The sequence below is a fragment of the Paraburkholderia dipogonis genome, assembly GCF_046027395.1.
Lineage (GTDB): Bacteria > Pseudomonadota > Gammaproteobacteria > Burkholderiales > Burkholderiaceae > Paraburkholderia > Paraburkholderia dipogonis_A.
In genome coordinates this window covers 25,140-40,843 of record NZ_JAQQEG010000009.1, presented here as the reverse complement: position 1 = coordinate 40,843, position 15,704 = coordinate 25,140, and the positions used below count along the sequence as shown (strand labels likewise).

Annotated in this window: 10 protein-coding genes and 1 riboswitch; of the genes, 6 read left to right on the top strand and 4 right to left on the bottom strand. The window is 65.9% G+C overall.

What is annotated here, in order from left to right:
• Window positions 1–60 precede the first annotated feature (60 nt).
• Window positions 61–238: riboswitch (cobalamin riboswitch) on the top strand.
• A gap of 84 nt (window positions 239–322) precedes the next feature.
• Genes cobG through cobJ form a run of 4 tightly spaced genes read left to right on the top strand, consistent with a single transcriptional unit; the run spans window position 323 to window position 4,927 of the window.
• On the top strand, window positions 323–1,876 hold the full coding sequence (gene cobG, locus PQR32_RS11130; protein ID WP_408225785.1) for a precorrin-3B synthase: 1,554 nt from the start codon (window positions 323–325) through the stop codon (window positions 1,874–1,876).
• Window positions 1,869–2,495 (top strand): precorrin-8X methylmutase, encoded by a 627-nt coding sequence (locus PQR32_RS11125; protein WP_408225782.1) that lies wholly within the window; start codon window positions 1,869–1,871, stop codon window positions 2,493–2,495. The genes cobG and PQR32_RS11125 overlap by 8 nt, the downstream gene beginning before the upstream one ends.
• Complete coding sequence (locus PQR32_RS11120) at window positions 2,496–3,227, top strand: precorrin-2 C(20)-methyltransferase (RefSeq protein WP_408225779.1); 732 nt, start codon at window positions 2,496–2,498, stop codon at window positions 3,225–3,227.
• Complete coding sequence (gene cobJ / locus PQR32_RS11115; RefSeq protein ID WP_408225776.1) at window positions 3,224–4,927, top strand: precorrin-3B C(17)-methyltransferase; 1,704 nt, start codon at window positions 3,224–3,226, stop codon at window positions 4,925–4,927. Before PQR32_RS11120 ends, cobJ begins: the two co-directional genes overlap by 4 nt.
• A 38-nt stretch (window positions 4,928–4,965) precedes the next feature.
• On the opposite strand, the gene PQR32_RS11110 is transcribed toward cobJ, so the two are convergent.
• From PQR32_RS11110 to PQR32_RS11100, 3 genes are read right to left on the bottom strand one after another with little or no spacing between them, the layout of a single operon-like run.
• Complete coding sequence (locus PQR32_RS11110) at window positions 4,966–5,790, bottom strand: alpha/beta hydrolase (protein ID WP_408225773.1); 825 nt, start codon at window positions 5,788–5,790, stop codon at window positions 4,966–4,968.
• Between the two features lie 43 nt (window positions 5,791–5,833).
• Complete coding sequence (locus tag PQR32_RS11105; RefSeq protein ID WP_408225770.1) at window positions 5,834–8,458, bottom strand: AAA family ATPase; 2,625 nt, start codon at window positions 8,456–8,458, stop codon at window positions 5,834–5,836.
• Entirely contained in the window at window positions 8,455–9,597 is a 1,143-nt protein-coding gene (locus PQR32_RS11100; protein ID WP_408225767.1) for a metallophosphoesterase family protein, read from the bottom strand. Before PQR32_RS11100 ends, PQR32_RS11105 begins: the two co-directional genes overlap by 4 nt.
• Before the next feature lie 215 nt (window positions 9,598–9,812).
• Between PQR32_RS11100 and PQR32_RS11095 the strand changes: the two genes are divergently transcribed.
• Window positions 9,813–11,093 carry a DUF445 domain-containing protein gene (locus PQR32_RS11095; protein WP_408225764.1) on the top strand — a complete coding sequence of 427 codons (1,281 nt, stop codon included), beginning with the start codon at window positions 9,813–9,815 and terminating at the stop codon, window positions 11,091–11,093.
• Between the two features lie 136 nt (window positions 11,094–11,229).
• Window positions 11,230–13,182, top strand: coding sequence for an AI-2E family transporter (locus PQR32_RS11090; RefSeq protein WP_408225761.1), 1,953 nt, complete (start codon window positions 11,230–11,232; stop codon window positions 13,180–13,182).
• 105 nt (window positions 13,183–13,287) lie between these two features.
• Here PQR32_RS11090 and PQR32_RS11085 read toward each other — a convergent pair whose 3' ends face one another.
• Complete coding sequence (locus tag PQR32_RS11085) at window positions 13,288–15,684, bottom strand: carbohydrate-binding family V/XII (protein ID WP_408225758.1); 2,397 nt, start codon at window positions 15,682–15,684, stop codon at window positions 13,288–13,290.
• Between the last annotated feature and the right edge of the window lie 20 nt (window positions 15,685–15,704).

Genomic DNA, 15,704 nt, shown 5'->3' with positions numbered 1-15,704 from the left:
CAAATAATGCGCTGTGCCACGCCGATCAAAGCGTCCAGCCTCGTTGTGCTGTTCGAAAAAAGGCATAATACAGCCGCCGGTGCCCTTCGGGGCCGAAGAGGGAACACAGTGCGCTGTGGCTGCCCCCGCAACTGTATGCAGCGAGTCCGCCTGCGCTCCACGCCACTGGTTCGACCGGGAAGGCCGCGGCGGACCATGACCTGCCAGCCAGGAGACCTGCCGGCGAGACTGTTCGTGCCAGCCAACATCGGGCGGGGTGTACCGATGCCGCAGCCATGCCCGCCTCAGGGCATGCTCGGGCCGTCGCGCGACGCTAAACCCGGTGTCCGTCTTGAATCAAGCTTCGCCTTCCACCGTTTTGTCCGACGCGGCCCCAACGCCACGGCCCTCGGCGTGTCCGGGACTGCTGCGCATCGTCGCCGCGCGCGACGGCGGGATTTGCCGGATCAAGCTGCCCGGCGGTGAGCTGAGTGCGGCGCAGGCTCGGGTGATCGCGCAGGCTAGTGCACGGTACGCGGCCGGAGTGGTTGAACTGACGAATCGCGCGAATGTGCAGGTGCGAGGGGTGAAGCGTGGTGAGGAAGCGGCGTTGATCGCGGCTTTGGTCGATGCAGGTCTCGGGCCGATGCCGGCGCCGGGCGCGGCGAACGCCGCGGACGCCGAAGCCGGGAACGGCGTGTACGCAAAAGCCGCCGACGCTGCGGATGCAATCGCCGGGAACACAGCCGACGCTGCCCGCGCAATCACCGCCGCCGCAGCCGCGGACGATGTCCGCAACGTAATGATCAGCCCAACTGCCGGGCGCGATCCGTTCGCACTGTTCGACACTCGCCCGCTATGCGCCGAATTGCTCACTCTGCTGCAAAGCGAAGCGCGCTTCGCGGCGCTGTCGCCGAAATTCGCGCTCCTGCTGGACGGCGGCGAGCGGCTCGCGAGAGTGGATCATCCGCACGATGTGTGGCTGGCGGCATCGCAAGAAGGGGATGGCATGCGGTTCGTGTTCGGGCTGGCGGGTTGTCCGCCTGTTCGCGCCTATGCTGGCTCGCCAACGCAATGCGAGCACATCGCGCCGGAAAAGCCCAGCGCAGACGCCACAGATGCACTAGCCGCGATCCTGCCTTCACAAGTCCCCGCACTGGTACGCGCGCTGCTCCTCACATTCCTCGACCTCGCCACCGCCGACGCCACACGCATGCGTCACCTGCTAGCCGCGCATTCCGTCGATACGCTACTGCATCACGCACAGCGCTATCTCGACTTCCCGCTGACACGAGACACCGTGCTGAGCAACTGGCACCGCAGCACACCAGCCGACGCCAACCTTCGCCTCGGCGCCCACGCTCAACGCGCTCTCGAAACCTGGCACGTCGGCGGCCAGCCGCCGCTCGGACGCCTCGACGCCGACGCCCTCAACGGCCTCGCCGCGCTTTCGCAACAGCACGGCGACGGCACGCTTCGCCTGACACCCTGGCAAAGCGTGCTGCTACCCGACATCGCCACACACGCCGTCCCGACAGTGCTGTCCGGTCTAAACACGCTCGGCCTCGCCTGCGATCCCGCGCAAGCCATCACACGCCTGATCGCCTGCGCAGGCTCAACCGGCTGCGCGAAGAGCCTCACCGACACGAAGGCCGACGCGCTGCGTCTCGCCGCCCGCCTGCCTGCCGGCGTCGACGTGCATCTGAGCGGCTGCTCGCGCTCGTGCGCCGCCGCGCATTGCGCGCCGTACACGCTGCTCGCCGCGGCGCCCGGCCTCTATGACCTTTATCGACGCGACGGCCAGCCCGGTTTCGGCCAGTGCGTCGCACGCCAACTGACGATCGGCGAGGCCGCCGACATGCTCGAACGCCTCGCCCGGAGTGACACCGATGCTTGATTACATTCGCGACGGTCAGGAGATCTATCGCCAATCCTTCGCGACGATCCGCGCGGAGGCCGACTTGTCGCGCGTTCCCGCCGACCTCGAGAAACTCGCGGTGCGCGTGATCCACGCGTGCGGCATGGTCGATGTGATCGACGATCTGCGGTTTTCCGCAGGCGCGGGCGCAGCGGGCCGCGCGGCGCTCGCGCAAGGCGCACCGATCCTGTGCGACGCCGGCATGGTCGCGCAAGGCATCACGCGTGCGCGGCTGCCGGCCAACAACGAAGTCATCTGCACGCTCTCGCATCCGGACGTGCCGGCGCTCGCACGCGAACTCGGCAATACGCGCTCGGCGGCCGCGCTCGAATTGTGGCGGCCGCATCTGGCGGGCAGTGTCGTCGTGATCGGCAATGCGCCGACCGCCCTCTTTCATCTGCTCGATATGCTCGACGCCGGCGCACCCAAACCTGCGCTGATTCTCGGCTTTCCGGTGGGCTTCGTCGGCGCCGCCGAATCGAAAGCCATGCTCGCGGACGACAGCCGCGGCGTGCCCTACGTGGTGGTGCACGGCCGGCGCGGCGGTAGCGCGATGGCCGCGGCCGCCGTGAACGCGCTGGCCACGGAGGTCGAATAAATGACGGCGCAAGGACGTTTGTTCGGACTCGGCGTCGGCCCCGGCGACCCGGAACTCATCACGCTGAAAGCGCTGCGTTTGCTGAAGGCTTCGCCGGTGATCGCGTACTTCGTCGCGAAGGGCAAGAAAGGCAACGCGTTCAGCATCATCGAGGCGCATTTGCACGACGCGCAGCAGCATCTGCCGCTAGTCTATCCCGTCACCACCGAAGCGCTCGAACCGCCGCTTTCGTATGAAGCGATTATTGCCGACTTCTACGACACGGCCGCGGAAGTCGTCGCCGCGCACCTCGACGCGGGCCGCGACGTCGCCGTGATCTGCGAAGGCGATCCGTTTTTCTACGGCTCGTACATGTATCTGCACGACCGGCTCGCGGCGCGCTACGAGAGCGAAGTGGTGCCGGGCGTGTGCTCGATGCTCGGCGGCGCCGCCGTGCTCGGCGCGCCGCTGGTGTATCGCAACCAGAGCTTGTCGGTGCTCTCGGGCGTGTTGCCCGAAGACGAATTGCGCCGCCGTCTCGCGGATGCCGACGCCGCCGTCGTGATGAAACTCGGCCGCAATTTCGACAAGGTGCGGCGCGTGCTCGGTGAACTCGGTCTCGCGGACCGCGCGCTCTACGTCGAACGCGCGACAATGGGCAATCAACGCATCGTGCCGCTCGCCGACGTGGATCCGATGGCGTCGCCGTATTTTTCGCTGCTCGTGGTGCCGGGGGAAAAATGGCAAGGATGAGCGCGCCCGCAATCGTGGTTCTCGGCACGGGCGCGTTGGCGACGGCGCGGCGCATTCAGGCGTTGTATGCCGATAGCCAGGTGCATGCGCTGCAGGGACGCGTCGAAGCGGACGTGTCGTACAGCGAACTCGGCGCGCATCTGCGCGAACTGTATGCACGCGGCACGCCGATTGTCGCGTTGTGCGCGGCGGGGATCGTGATTCGTTGTCTGGCGCAGTCGTTGTCGAATAAAGGCGTCGAGCCGCCGGTGCTCGCCGTCGCCGAAGAAGGCAGCGCGGTCGTGCCGCTGCTCGGCGGTCTCGCCGGCGTCAACCTGATGGCGCGCGAGATAGCCGCGATGCTGGCCGTGCCGCCCGCCATCACGACGAGCGGTGAACTGCGTTTCGGCGCCTGCGTGCTCAATCCGCCCGACGGCTATACGCTCGCCGACATCGGCCAAGGCAAGCGCTTCGTGTCGGATCTGCTTGCCGGTGAAAGCACGCGCATCGAAGGCGAAGCGCCGTGGCTCGATGACGCGCAACTACCCCGCTCCGCCTCGGCGCGTCTTGCGATTCGCGTGACGCCGCGTGCGTGGGACGGACGCGAAGATGAACTGGTGATTCATCCACGCAGTGTGGTCGCGGCGGTGTCGGCCGTGGATGGCGACATCGTGGCGCGCGTGCGCGAGGCACTGGACGCGCAGGGTCTCGCGCCGTTGTCGCTTGCGGCATTGCTGGCCTCGTCTGAACACATGGCGGACCCGGCGCTTGGCGAGGCCGCGGCGAACCTCAACGTGCCGTTGCGTTTCGCGCTGACACGTCCCGAAGATGGCGAGCCGCCGGGCAACCTGGTGCATGCCGCGCTGCGCATTCCCTACGAAACGCTGCACAACGATTCGCCGGCAGGCGTCGCGCTGGCGTTGGCGCCGCTCGCCATCGATCCGAACACCATCGGCCGCGCGCGTGGCCGCCTCACTGTGATCGGCCTCGGCCCCGGCCGCACCGATCTGATGGTGCCGGCCGCTCGCACGGCGCTCAACGATGCCACCGATATTCTCGGCTACGACACCTACGTGAAGATGGCGGGCCCGTTGCGCGCCGACCAGCGCGTGCGCGGCACGGACAATCGCGAGGAAATGCAACGCGCGCGGCATGCATTCGAACTGGCGAGCGAGGGACGCGCGGTGGTGATGGTGTCGTCGGGCGATCCGGGTGTATTCGCGATGGCGGCGGCGGTGCTCGAAGCGTTAGAGGTGTCGCAAAACAGGGGCTGGGCCGCGGTCGAACTGGCGATCGTGCCGGGTGTATCGGCGGCGATGGCAACAGCGGCGCAAGCCGGTGCGCCGTTGGGTCATGACTTCTGCATGCTGTCGCTGTCCGACAATCTGAAGCCCTGGACGATCATCGAAACGCGTCTGAGGCATGCGGCCCAAGCTGACCTGGTGATGGCGTTCTATAACCCGATTTCGCGCGCCCGACCCTGGCAACTGGATAAAGCGCTGGACATCGTGCGGGAATATCGCGCGGCCCACACTCCGGTGGTGCTGGGCCGCGACATCGGCCGGCCCGGCAGCACGCTGCGCACGCTCACGCTAGGCGAACTGCGTTCGTCCGATGTGGATATGCGCACGATGGTGATCGTGGGGTCGTCCACGACGCGGCGGTTTGGCAACGCGGCCGAAGGAAGTGAGTGGGTTTATACGCCGCGCTGGTATGAGTGAGTGGGAAGCGCGCCGACTGAGCGACACCAGCCCGCGCGCTACATTTTCATCGCCTTGAGCAGCGCCCGCATTTGTACGCCATCCGGCCGCGCCAGGTCTTCCAGAATCGTGAAGTGATTGCATCCGGGCAACGGTACGAACTCCACCCGTTCGCCCGCCCGCTGACACGCCGCCGCATATTCGTCCGAGTGGCGAATCAGTTCCGGCAATTCCGCCGTGCCGACGCTGATAGTCATCGGCACGCCGCGACCGATATGGCGCATCGGACTATAGGCTTCGATCTCGTGCGGCGTGAGTTGCAGTTTGTCGTTCAGCCACGACATCGCGATCGGCTCCAGATCCACCAGCGCGCTGATCGGCATGGCATGCACGACCGCTTCATGCGCCCGAAAATGCGCACTCAGTTGCCCGCCCGCCGAGTGTCCAGCGAGGCACACAGGGCCGCGCGTGCCGAGTCCGTCACGATCGTCGGCCAGCGCCGCCAGCAACGCCTCGATTTCGCCGACGATGTCCGTCATCGACGCCTCCGGTGCCAACGTGTACTCGGCCAGCACGACATTGAAGCCGCAAGCGAGCGGCCCGCTCGCCACAAACGCGAAATCTTCCTTGCTGCGCGCCTGCCAGTAACCGCCGTGGATGAACACGAAAATCGGCGCACCCGGCTGACCACACGGCAACCAGTCGAAGCGCTGACGAGGACGCGGCCCATACGCGACATCGCGCCGGCACGGCACGGCTTCATAGAGCGCCGCGCTGCGCGTCTGAAAGCCGAGCATGCGTTCGGCGACGTCCTCGACCGCCGCCACGTTGTCGTAGGCGGCACGCAGCGCCGTTTGATCCATGCCTCGGAAAAGCTCGCTCATGATGTCCTTGAATCGTTGGTCGAAGAGAAGCGTTTGAAGAGCGCTAGGCCGCAACCTTCAGATCGTCAATCGCCCGCTGCCGCACACCAAGATCGTCCCACAACTCCGGGTGGCACGTGAACACCAGAATCTGATGCCGCGTGGCCGCGTCGATCAGCGCGCGCTTGATCGCATCGCGCCGCGCGGCATCGGTATGCACCGCCGCGTCGTCGAGCATGAGCAAGGTCGGCCGGCCCGACGCCTTCAGCAGATCCGCGTACGCGAGCCGCGTCAGAATGCCGAGCTGTTCGCGCGTGCCGAAGCTCAGCGCATCGAGCGTGTCCGCGCGGCCAAAACGATCCAGCGTGGCGGGACTCAGATCGTCGCCGAGCGCGATCGTCGATTGCGGGAAAATCCGCTTCAGATAATGGCCGAGCCGTTCGGTCAACGGCGCGCGCAATTGCGCCACTGCGGCGTCGCGTTCGTCGACCAGCACTTCGTCGAGCAGACTCAACGCGCTCGCGCGCAAGCCGAGTTCGTCCTTGCGCCGCGTCGCCTGCTCGACCTTGGCCTCGACGGCCGCCAGACGCTCGCCGAGACCGGACGCGCCGACCGTCTCCAGTTGACTGCGCAATCCCGCGATCCTCACTTGCCGCTCGTTCTGCTCGCCGCGCGCGAGTTCCGCCGACGCGCGATAGCGCTTCGCCTCGGCCGCCGGGTCGTCGAGGCGCGCCGCTTCCAGCTCGCGCTCACGCCCTTCGCGCTGCTTGCGCAATGCCTCGACCTGCACGCGTTGTTCGACAATCCTGGTTTGCCACTGCGCGCGATTGCGGCAGAACGCTTCGTCGTTCAACTGCGCTTCCTTGCGCTGTAACTGTGCCGCGAGTGATTCCTCATTCGCCATGCCGGTCGATTTTTTATCGGCCGCCTGGGTCAACACTTTGCGGGCGGCGTCCAACGCGTCGCGCGCGATCTCGGCGTTGCGGCGCGCTTCGTCGAGCGGCGGCGCAGCCGACACGTCCGGCAGACCCGCGAGCCGTTCGTTGGCGGCTTGCATGCGCGCCGCAGCCGTCGCCGATGCCGCGCGCAACGCCTCGATGCCTTGCGGCGCGTGCACGTCGAGAATCTTCGCCTGGCTTTTCTGCTGCGCGACCGCCGCCTTCCAGCGCTCGTGCCTCGACTCGCCCTCGCCGAGCGAGGCGACGCCGAGCGCCTGCAACAACTGCGCATGCTGGGCTTCGAGCGACGCGAGTTCGGACAAGCGCGCCGGCAAATCGGAGACACCCGGAATCACCCGCAATTCGCCGAGCGCGCCGAGGCCGATCCGCTTCTCCTCGTCCAGACGCAGCACGCCCTCGCCGCTCACTGGTTCGTCGTCGATGGTAATCGCGCCGTCCAGGCGGTATTCGATGCGCGTCATCGCGGCTTCGGTGCGGGCGCGCAGCACGGTCAGCTCGCTGCCGAGCGTGGCGAGCCGCTTCAATTTCGCCTCGTCGATTTCGAGCGTGGCCGCCTCGCGCGCGGCTTCGAGCACGGCGTCATTCGCTTTGCTGGCGGCGGCGATCGACGCTTCGAGCCGCTCGCTCTCGGCGCGATAGAGCCCGATCTGGCTGCGCAGATCGGCTGCGGTCACGGCCGCGTTGGCCAGTTCGAGCGCGCGGTTGGCATCGGCGAAAGCCTGCTCGAATTGCGTCACGCTGGCCTCGGCGTGCCCGTGCTCGGCCTGGACGGCCGCCACGCTCGCCCGCAGCGCGTCGAGTTGCTGGCGCTCGCGCGCGACGGCCGCTTCCAGTTCGAGCGCGTTCTGCTCCTGTTGCAATGGCAGTGCCAGTTCGGCTTCACTTGCCTTGAGCGACTGCTCAAGTCCTTTCAGGCTGCTCTCAAGTTGCACGACGGCGTCGGCGCGCAATTGCGCCTGCAAGGCCTTCTGCTCGTGAAGTTCCCAAGGACGCTTGCGCTGCGTGTCGTCGAACGCCTCCTGCTGCGCGGAGAGACGCGCGATGTTCTCCTCGAACTGTTGACGCTGCTGCTCCAGTTCGTTGCGCTCCTCGATCAGCCGGGCGAGCGTTTGTTCGGCTTCGGCAAGCGGACCGGTGGACTTCTGCGTACGCGCGGTGAGCAGTTGCCGAAGCTCACGCTGCACGGCGGCGATCAGCGCGTCCTCGCCCGCCGATTCGCGGCCGCCCGACAGTTGCGACAGCGCATCGCGCAGATACTGCGCCGCATGGCCGGTGGAATCGCGCACCTCCTGCGTGCCGCCTTGCTGCACCCACAACAAACCGGGAACGCCCGCGTTCTCGGCTTTCAACGGTCCACGCGCGGGACGCGAAAAACCGAGCAGCGCCGAGAGCTTGTCTTCGGCTTCATCCTCGCCGAATACGCTCTGGCCGATCTTCAACTCGCAGCGCTGGCGCGTGACGAACTGCTTCGACAATCGGCACGCCGTGCCGTCCAGATCGAAACTCACTTCGACCGACGGCTGCCCGCTCGCCTTGCCCCACGGCAACAGGTCTTTCAGATGCGAGGCCTTGTAGCGCTCCAGAAACACGGCGCGCACGGCTTCGGCAATGGTGCTCTTGCCGGCCTCGTTCGGACCGACAAAGAGATTCAGACCGGGCTGCAGATCGTCGATGACGAGCTTTCCGGTGAACTGCTTGAACTCCTGAATCGCAATACTTTGCAGCTTCATGCGGACCTCGCTTCGCGCGGCAATTCACGTTGAAAACGCGCCAGAAGCAGCAATGCCTCGGCGGCGCGCTTGACCTCCTGCGGGTCGGACTGCGGGTCTTCCTGCAAGCCACGCAGACGCGCCACCACTTTCGCGAGGTAGCCGCTTTGCGCGCCGAGTTCGGCGAGGTCGTCGTCGGTGGGCAGCACTTGCAGGCCGCTCAGGTCGACGCGCAAGGCTCGCACACGTGCACGGGCTTCTTCCACGGCGACGTGAAGCGCTTCGGCGTCGGCCAGCGCGGCTGTGCCTTCGACCGTCATGCGCAGCACGTCGTGGCTGCCCAGCGTGGCGAGGCGCGCGTTGAGCGTATCCACATCGGTAGGCACGGCGATCGTTTCCTCCCAGCGATGCCATTGATATTGACCGACCCGCACCGGCTCGACCACCGGCGGCGCGCCCGGCTCACTCAGCGTGACGTCGAGCATGAAACCCGGATCGTTGGCACGGAAGCGGTCCTGCTCGTGCGTGCCCGCATACCAGATACGCTCATCGACACGCAGATGGCCGTGCCAGTCGCCGAGCGCCAGATAGTCCAGACGCGCGCTCACCGCACGCGTCGGCGCGATCGGATTCGACGAGTCGATGCCTTCCTGCAGGATTCCGCTCACGCTGCCGTGCGCGAGCCCGACGCGGTGATAACCGGGCGGCGTCTCCGTGCTGTCGAAGAAACCAGTGGTGTCGTCATACGTGATGCGTTGCGTGAGCGGCGCGCACAGCAGCGCGCACCGGCAGGCGTCCAGCAACACCACGCCGGGTTCGAGCACCAGGCGCACATTCGGCGCGATGCAGTTCAGGCGCTGCGCGCGAGTCCACACGCTCTCGACAAGCGCGGCGTCGTGATTGCCGGGCAGCATGATCCACGCCCCGGCGAAGGCTTGCAGCGCGCCGAACAGACGGCGGATCACCGTGTCGGAGACGGTTTGCAGATCGAATACGTCGCCGGCCACGAGCACCGCGTCGACATTGCGCGCAGTAGCTTCTCCGGCGATCCGGCGCACGGTCTCGAAGCGCGCTTCGGCAAGATGCGCCGCTTCGTCCGGCTCGAACTGGCCGAATTGCGTGCCGATCTGCCAGTCCGCGGTGTGCAGAAACCTGATCACTGTGCCTCCCTTCCATTCGATTGCAATCTGCCTCGCCGGACAAGGCTGCGCAGTCTAACCGCAGATGTTACCGTGCCCGCGCGGCAAAGCTAGTCCTTGACGGCAAGAGCGGCCTGGCCCATGCGCTGACGAGCGGCGCTACACTCGCGTTTCCGGACGCGCGAGCCACGCGCCCCGCATCCCTCAATCGACCTGGACCCGCTGCCCTGCCGCCGATGAACAAAGCAATCGAACTGAAGAAGGCCAAGCGCACCCCGCTACTGCTGTTGCTCGCCGCCGCCTGCGTTTTCCTGGTGACCGCATTCTTGCCGCGCGGCATCTGGGTGGACGGCATCAAGGCGATCGCCGAGGCCGCGATGGTGGGCGCGCTCGCCGACTGGTTCGCGGTGGTCGCGCTGTTTCGCCGCGTGCCGATCCCGATCGTCTCCGCGCACACCGCGATCATTCCAAGGAACAAGCACAAGATCGCCGACAACCTCGCGGTGTTCGTGCAGGACAAGTTTCTGGATGTACCTTCGCTGGTCGGCCTGATCCAGAAACACGACCCGGCGCGCAGCATCACCGGATGGCTGACGCAGCCGGCCAACACCGCGCGTTTGGGCGACTATGTCGTCAAGCTCACCAGCGGCATTCTGGAATTGACCGACGACGTGCGTATCCAGGTCTTCATCAAGGACGCGCTGCGCGACGTGCTGGCCAAGGTGGATCTGTCGCAATCGATGGGCGCCATTCTCGACACGCTCACCAAGGACGGCCGCCATCAGGAGTTGCTCGACGCCGGCATCGAACAGGTCGTGGCGCTGTTGCGCGAACCGCATGCGCGCGAGTTCATCGCCGAGCGGATCGTCGATTGGGTGAAGAGCGAGTACCCGAAGATGGAAAAGATTCTGCCTTCGGCATGGCTGGGCGAGAAAGGCGCGGAAGCCATCGCCAACGCGGTGAATCGCATGCTCGAACAGATCAGCGAGAATCCCACCCATCAGTTGCGCCAGAAGTTCGACGACGCCGCGCACAAGCTGATCGTCAAGCTCAAAACCGATCCCGCGTTCCTGCAAAAAGGCGAGGAACTGAAACGCTATCTGGTGGAAGGCGATGCGCTCAGTTCGTATGTGAAAGACATGTGGGGCGAATTGCGCGCGTGGCTCAAGCGCGATCTGCAAAGCAGCGACTCGGCCTTGCACGCGCGAGTGGTCGCGATGGGGCAATGGGTCGGCCGCGAACTCGCGCACGATCCGGCGTTGCGCCAATCGCTCAACGATCACCTCGAAGAAGCCGCACGCACGATGGCGCCGGACTTCGCGCAATTCCTGACCCGCCATATCAGCGATACGGTCAAGAACTGGGACTCGCACGAGATGTCGCGGCAGATCGAACTGAACATTGGTAAGGATCTGCAATACATCCGTATCAACGGGACGATTGTCGGCGGCTTTATCGGCCTGCTGCTGTATGCGAGCTCGCAACTGCTCGGCTTGCTGCGTCTGCACATGGGCTGAGCAATGGGCCGTCCTGCGTCAAAGCGCCTACAATCCGGGCATATGATTTGCTCATGCGTTTGGTCCGGACGCCCTCTCTATGTCCGCGAATGGCCCGCATAAGAACGACAGCGCGTCTCAATCGGAAAGTGTGCTCATGAAAATATCGTTACCGCCGCATGGGCGGCCGAACCGCGTTTACCCACCGGGCACGCCCAGTCTGCATGGCCTCGCGTCGGTGATTACCGGCGTGGTGGTGGTGTGTGCGCTGTACTTCGGCCGCGCGGTGTTGATCCCGATCACGCTCTCAGTGTTGCTCAGCTTCCTGCTTGCGCCGCTCGTGCAGATGTTGCGGCGGTTCCATATGGGGCAACTGCCGTCGATCTTCATTGCCGTGTTGTTCGCATTGGCCAGCTTGCTCGCGGTGGGTGCGCTGATCGGTGCCCAACTGGTGCAACTCGCGGCCGACCTGCCGCAGTATCAGGAGGCGATCGAGCAGAAGATCGAAACGGTTCAGGAAAAAACCGTCGGCCGCGCCGATTCGCTGATGAGCCGCGCCGCCGTCGCCTTGCAGCGCGTGGCCCCGCCCAAGCCGAACCCGCCGCGTCCCACCGGACGCGCCGCGCGCAATGCGCCCGCCGTGCCGCAGCAGGTCGAAGTGCACGAGCCGTCGCCCACGCCGATGCAACTCGCGCAACGCGCATTGTCGCCAGCCATCGCGCCGATCGAAACGACCTTCATCGTGCTCGTTGTAACGATTTTCATCCTGCTGCAACGCGAGGATTTGCGCGACCGCTTGATCAGCCTGTTCGGCTCGCGCGATCTGCACCGCACCACCACCGCGATCAATGACGCCGCCGTGCGTCTCTCCCGCTACTTCGTCGCGCAACTCGGTGTGAATCTGAGCGCGGGCGGCGTGATCGCTATCGGTCTCGCCATCATCGGCGTGCCGGGTGCGCTGCTGTTCGGCGTGATCGCCGCGTTGCTGCGCTTCGTGCCGTATATCGGCATCTGGATCGCCGCGATTCTCGCCGTGTTCCTCGCGGCCGCGATTCAGCCGCAATGGACCATGGCGGTCTATACGCTGATCCTTTTCATCGTCGTCGACGTGGTGGCCGGGCAGATCGCCGAGCCGCTGCTGTATGGCCACCGCTCCGGCCTGTCGCCGCTCGCGGTGGTGGTGGCGGCGATTTTCTGGAGCTGGCTGTGGGGGCCGATTGGCCTCGTGCTGTCGACGCCGCTCACGTTGTGCGTGGTCACGCTGGGGCGCTATGCCGACCGGCTGAACTTTCTCACGGTGCTGCTGGGCGATCAGCCCGCGCTCACACCCGCGCAGAACTTCTATCAGCGGCTGCTCGCGGACGATCCGCACGAGGCCATCGTGCAGGCGGAGCGCCTCTTGCGCGAGATGTCGCTGATCGACTACTACGACAAGGTCGCGCTCGAAGGCCTCAAGCTCGCCCGCAACGATGCGATGCGCGGCGTGCTGATGCCGGACCAGTTGCAGCGCATCAACGACGCGCTGGTGGACATCGTCGAAAACCTGGAAATCGCCGACGGCTTGCCGGACCGCCTCGCACGCAGCGAACCCGCCGATACCGCGAGCGCGCTGCTCGCTTCGGCCTCGGCCGATCTTTCCGAGCGGCACGACAGCCACATTTCAGCGCACCCACAGATGCGCCGCGAAACCGAAAAAACGTCGGTGCTGTGCGTGCCCGGACGCGGTTCGTTCGATGAAGTCACCACCGCGATCGCCGTGCAACTGCTCGGCCGCCAGGGTCTCGCGCCGATGATGGCCACGCATTCGGGCTATCGCAGCGCGCGCGCCGACGAACCGAGTTTCAAGGACGCGCCGATCATCTGCATTGTCTCGCTCGATGCGCCGGAATCGCCGCCGTATCTGCGCAACATGCTGCGGCGCACGCGCGAATGGCGGCCACGGGCGACGCTGGTGGTCGGCGTCGGCGGCGCGCCGGAAGGTGGTCCGGAGGCGGGCGCGACCGGCGCTTCGCACGCGGCCCCGACCTTCCGCGCGATGATCGAGGAATGCCAGGCGGCGTCGAGCCTGCAGCATGCGCGCCAGCCTTCCCATGTGGGCGGAGCGGACTGAACGCGATGAAACAGGCGGGGAACAAGAAAGGCTTGACACCCGGATTTGCCCTCGAGCCTCTCTCATGATCTGCTCCTGACCAGCGACGACAATCGCGAGGAAAGTTCAGCGGCGCAAACCGCCGCCTCTCATCCCGCCACCGGCAAAGCCTTGTCCACCGAAGCGCCCCGCCCCCAGCGAATCGCTTTCACCGCCCCGTTGGTTCGCAGTGTGATCGAATCTCTGCTGGCCGACATCGCGCGCCTGGCGCTGCTGCTCCAGATCATTGCCGTCGCCCGCTTTCGGCTGAACCGGTTGCCAGCCGTTGGCGGTGTGTTGTTGCCAACCGTTGCCCTGGGTATGTTGATAAACGTTGCCGTCATGCCCGGCATAGACGTCGCCGTTGTTCCAGGCCACGGTGTTGCCTTTCGACTGATTGGTCACGAAGCCTTTGCCGGCGGTCGAGTATTGGCCGGTTTGCGTGTTGCCGGCAACGCCGAACTCGGCCGCGCCGGCCCGGCCGGTCTGCGCGTTGTAGCCGGCCACCTGACGGCCGCCCGCAAAATTGCCGTTGTACTGATTGCCGGCGATGCCGCCGCGCGCGGCGCCCTCCTGCCCGGTGGACGGATTCGCGAATGAACCCTGGCGCCCGGCCGCATAGTTCCCCGAGTACGGATTGAACGCGGCGCCACGGCTACCCTGATAGTGCGCTCCGGTCGTGGGGTTATAGCCGGACACCGCGGAGCCGCGCCCTTCAGTACCCGTCCACGGGTTCCAGCCCGATGCATGCGTGACCGTACCTTGTCCCCAGCGTCCATAGAAGTTGGCCTGGTTCACGTTGACGTTGTTCCATCCCGCGCCGCCCCAGTACGGTCCCCAGTAGGGTTCGGCCGAGCCCCAGATCGCGCCCGCCGCGAAACCGAAGGCGAACCCCGCCACCGCGTTGAGCGCAAAGCCCGCGTCGTAACCGTAGGTGGGCGGATAGCCGTAGTAGACCGAGCCGACATACGGCGGATAGATATAGCCCGTGCCGTAGACCACGGTGCCGTCGGCGTTCACGACGACGCCCATGTAACCGGGCGTATATCCGACGACCACGGTATCGGGCGTCACGGAATAGATACGCACGTACACCACGTAATGCAACGGCGAGCCGGCCGGAATGGAGTAGATCACGCCGGGCACTTCGGTGGCCACGCGCCATGGGCCTTCCGGCAGATTGGCGATGAACCAGATGCCGTTCGACACCGCGTAGTAGTGACCGGAATCGACCGCGATCACGGGTGTGGCGGTGTTGATCGCATAAATCAGCGTAGTGCCCGCGATCGATGCGAAACGTGGCGCGCCGTCGTACTTGACGCTCAGTGCAGCGCCCGCGCGCGAGACCGTGGCTGTTTGCGCAATCGTGGCGGCGATGGCGGCCTCTCTCGCCTGAGGCGTGCCCGGCACGGAGACCAGCACGTTCGCTTTGGGATCATGTGGAGAAATCTTCGCGAAGTCCGCGGGAAGTTCGTTGCCGGGGACGTACTGCCAGGGGCCGCCTTCGGAGGCGGCGCGGAACCATCGGCCAGAGATGAGCACGTAGTACTGGTTCGTCGAAGGGTCCACGAAGACGGCGTGGTCGGTATTGGAGACCGACAGGAGCCCGCCACCCTCGACCGGCGTCAGCTTCATCTGGCCGTCAGTCACGATCAGTTCCGTCGGCTCCGTGGCGAGCAGCACGACCGGCACCCGTGCGGGCCGCTGCCCATCGGCCGGCAACAGAGGATCGGCCTTCGCGCTCGCCTCGGCAGCATGCGCCGCCGCGACCAGGGCCTGCGGCGGCGCTCTGCGCACGTCCCAGTGGCTGCTCACCGATGCGGCGGAATACCAGTAGCCCGCAGCGTGTAGATACAGGGTGCCGCTCGCATCTTGCAGCAACAACGCGCGGCTGTTCAGCGCCCGTCGATAGTCGGTGCCGGTCACCGGCCGCCAGACCGGCGCACCGTCCACGAGGACCAGCACGGTCGGCCGCGTCGCGAAAACGATGCGCGGAGCGTCGTTCTTCACGGCGATGCTCTGCGTAGCCGCGCGTTCCTTCGACGCGGCGTAACTGGTCTGCAGTTCATCGAGCGAGGTGGTCAGCCCGCCTGACGGCAAGTGCGCTACCAACGCGCGTCTGATCTGATCGGAGATGCCCTGGTTGGTCGGCACCTCCACGCTCGCGATTTCGATGTGGCTGAGTTGCGCGAGCCCCGACAATCTGTCGATCTCGGCAATCGCGGAAAAATGCGCGACGCCGTAGGTCGGCGCGCCCTCGCGCGCGCCGACGGCTACCGCGGCGCGGCCCGATATGCGGTTGCCTTCCCATGTTTCGATCTGCGGCTGGTAGAGTTCGACATGCTGATTGTCGGCATCGAAGCTGCGAGGCCAAACCGACGGCGACGTCGTTGCGGGGGGATTCGCCGCATCCGTCTGCGTGCCCCACCACGCAAGGCACGTCGTAGCAAACAGCATGGTCAGGTGTTTATTCAGTTTGGACATCTCATCATTCTCCTTGTTGG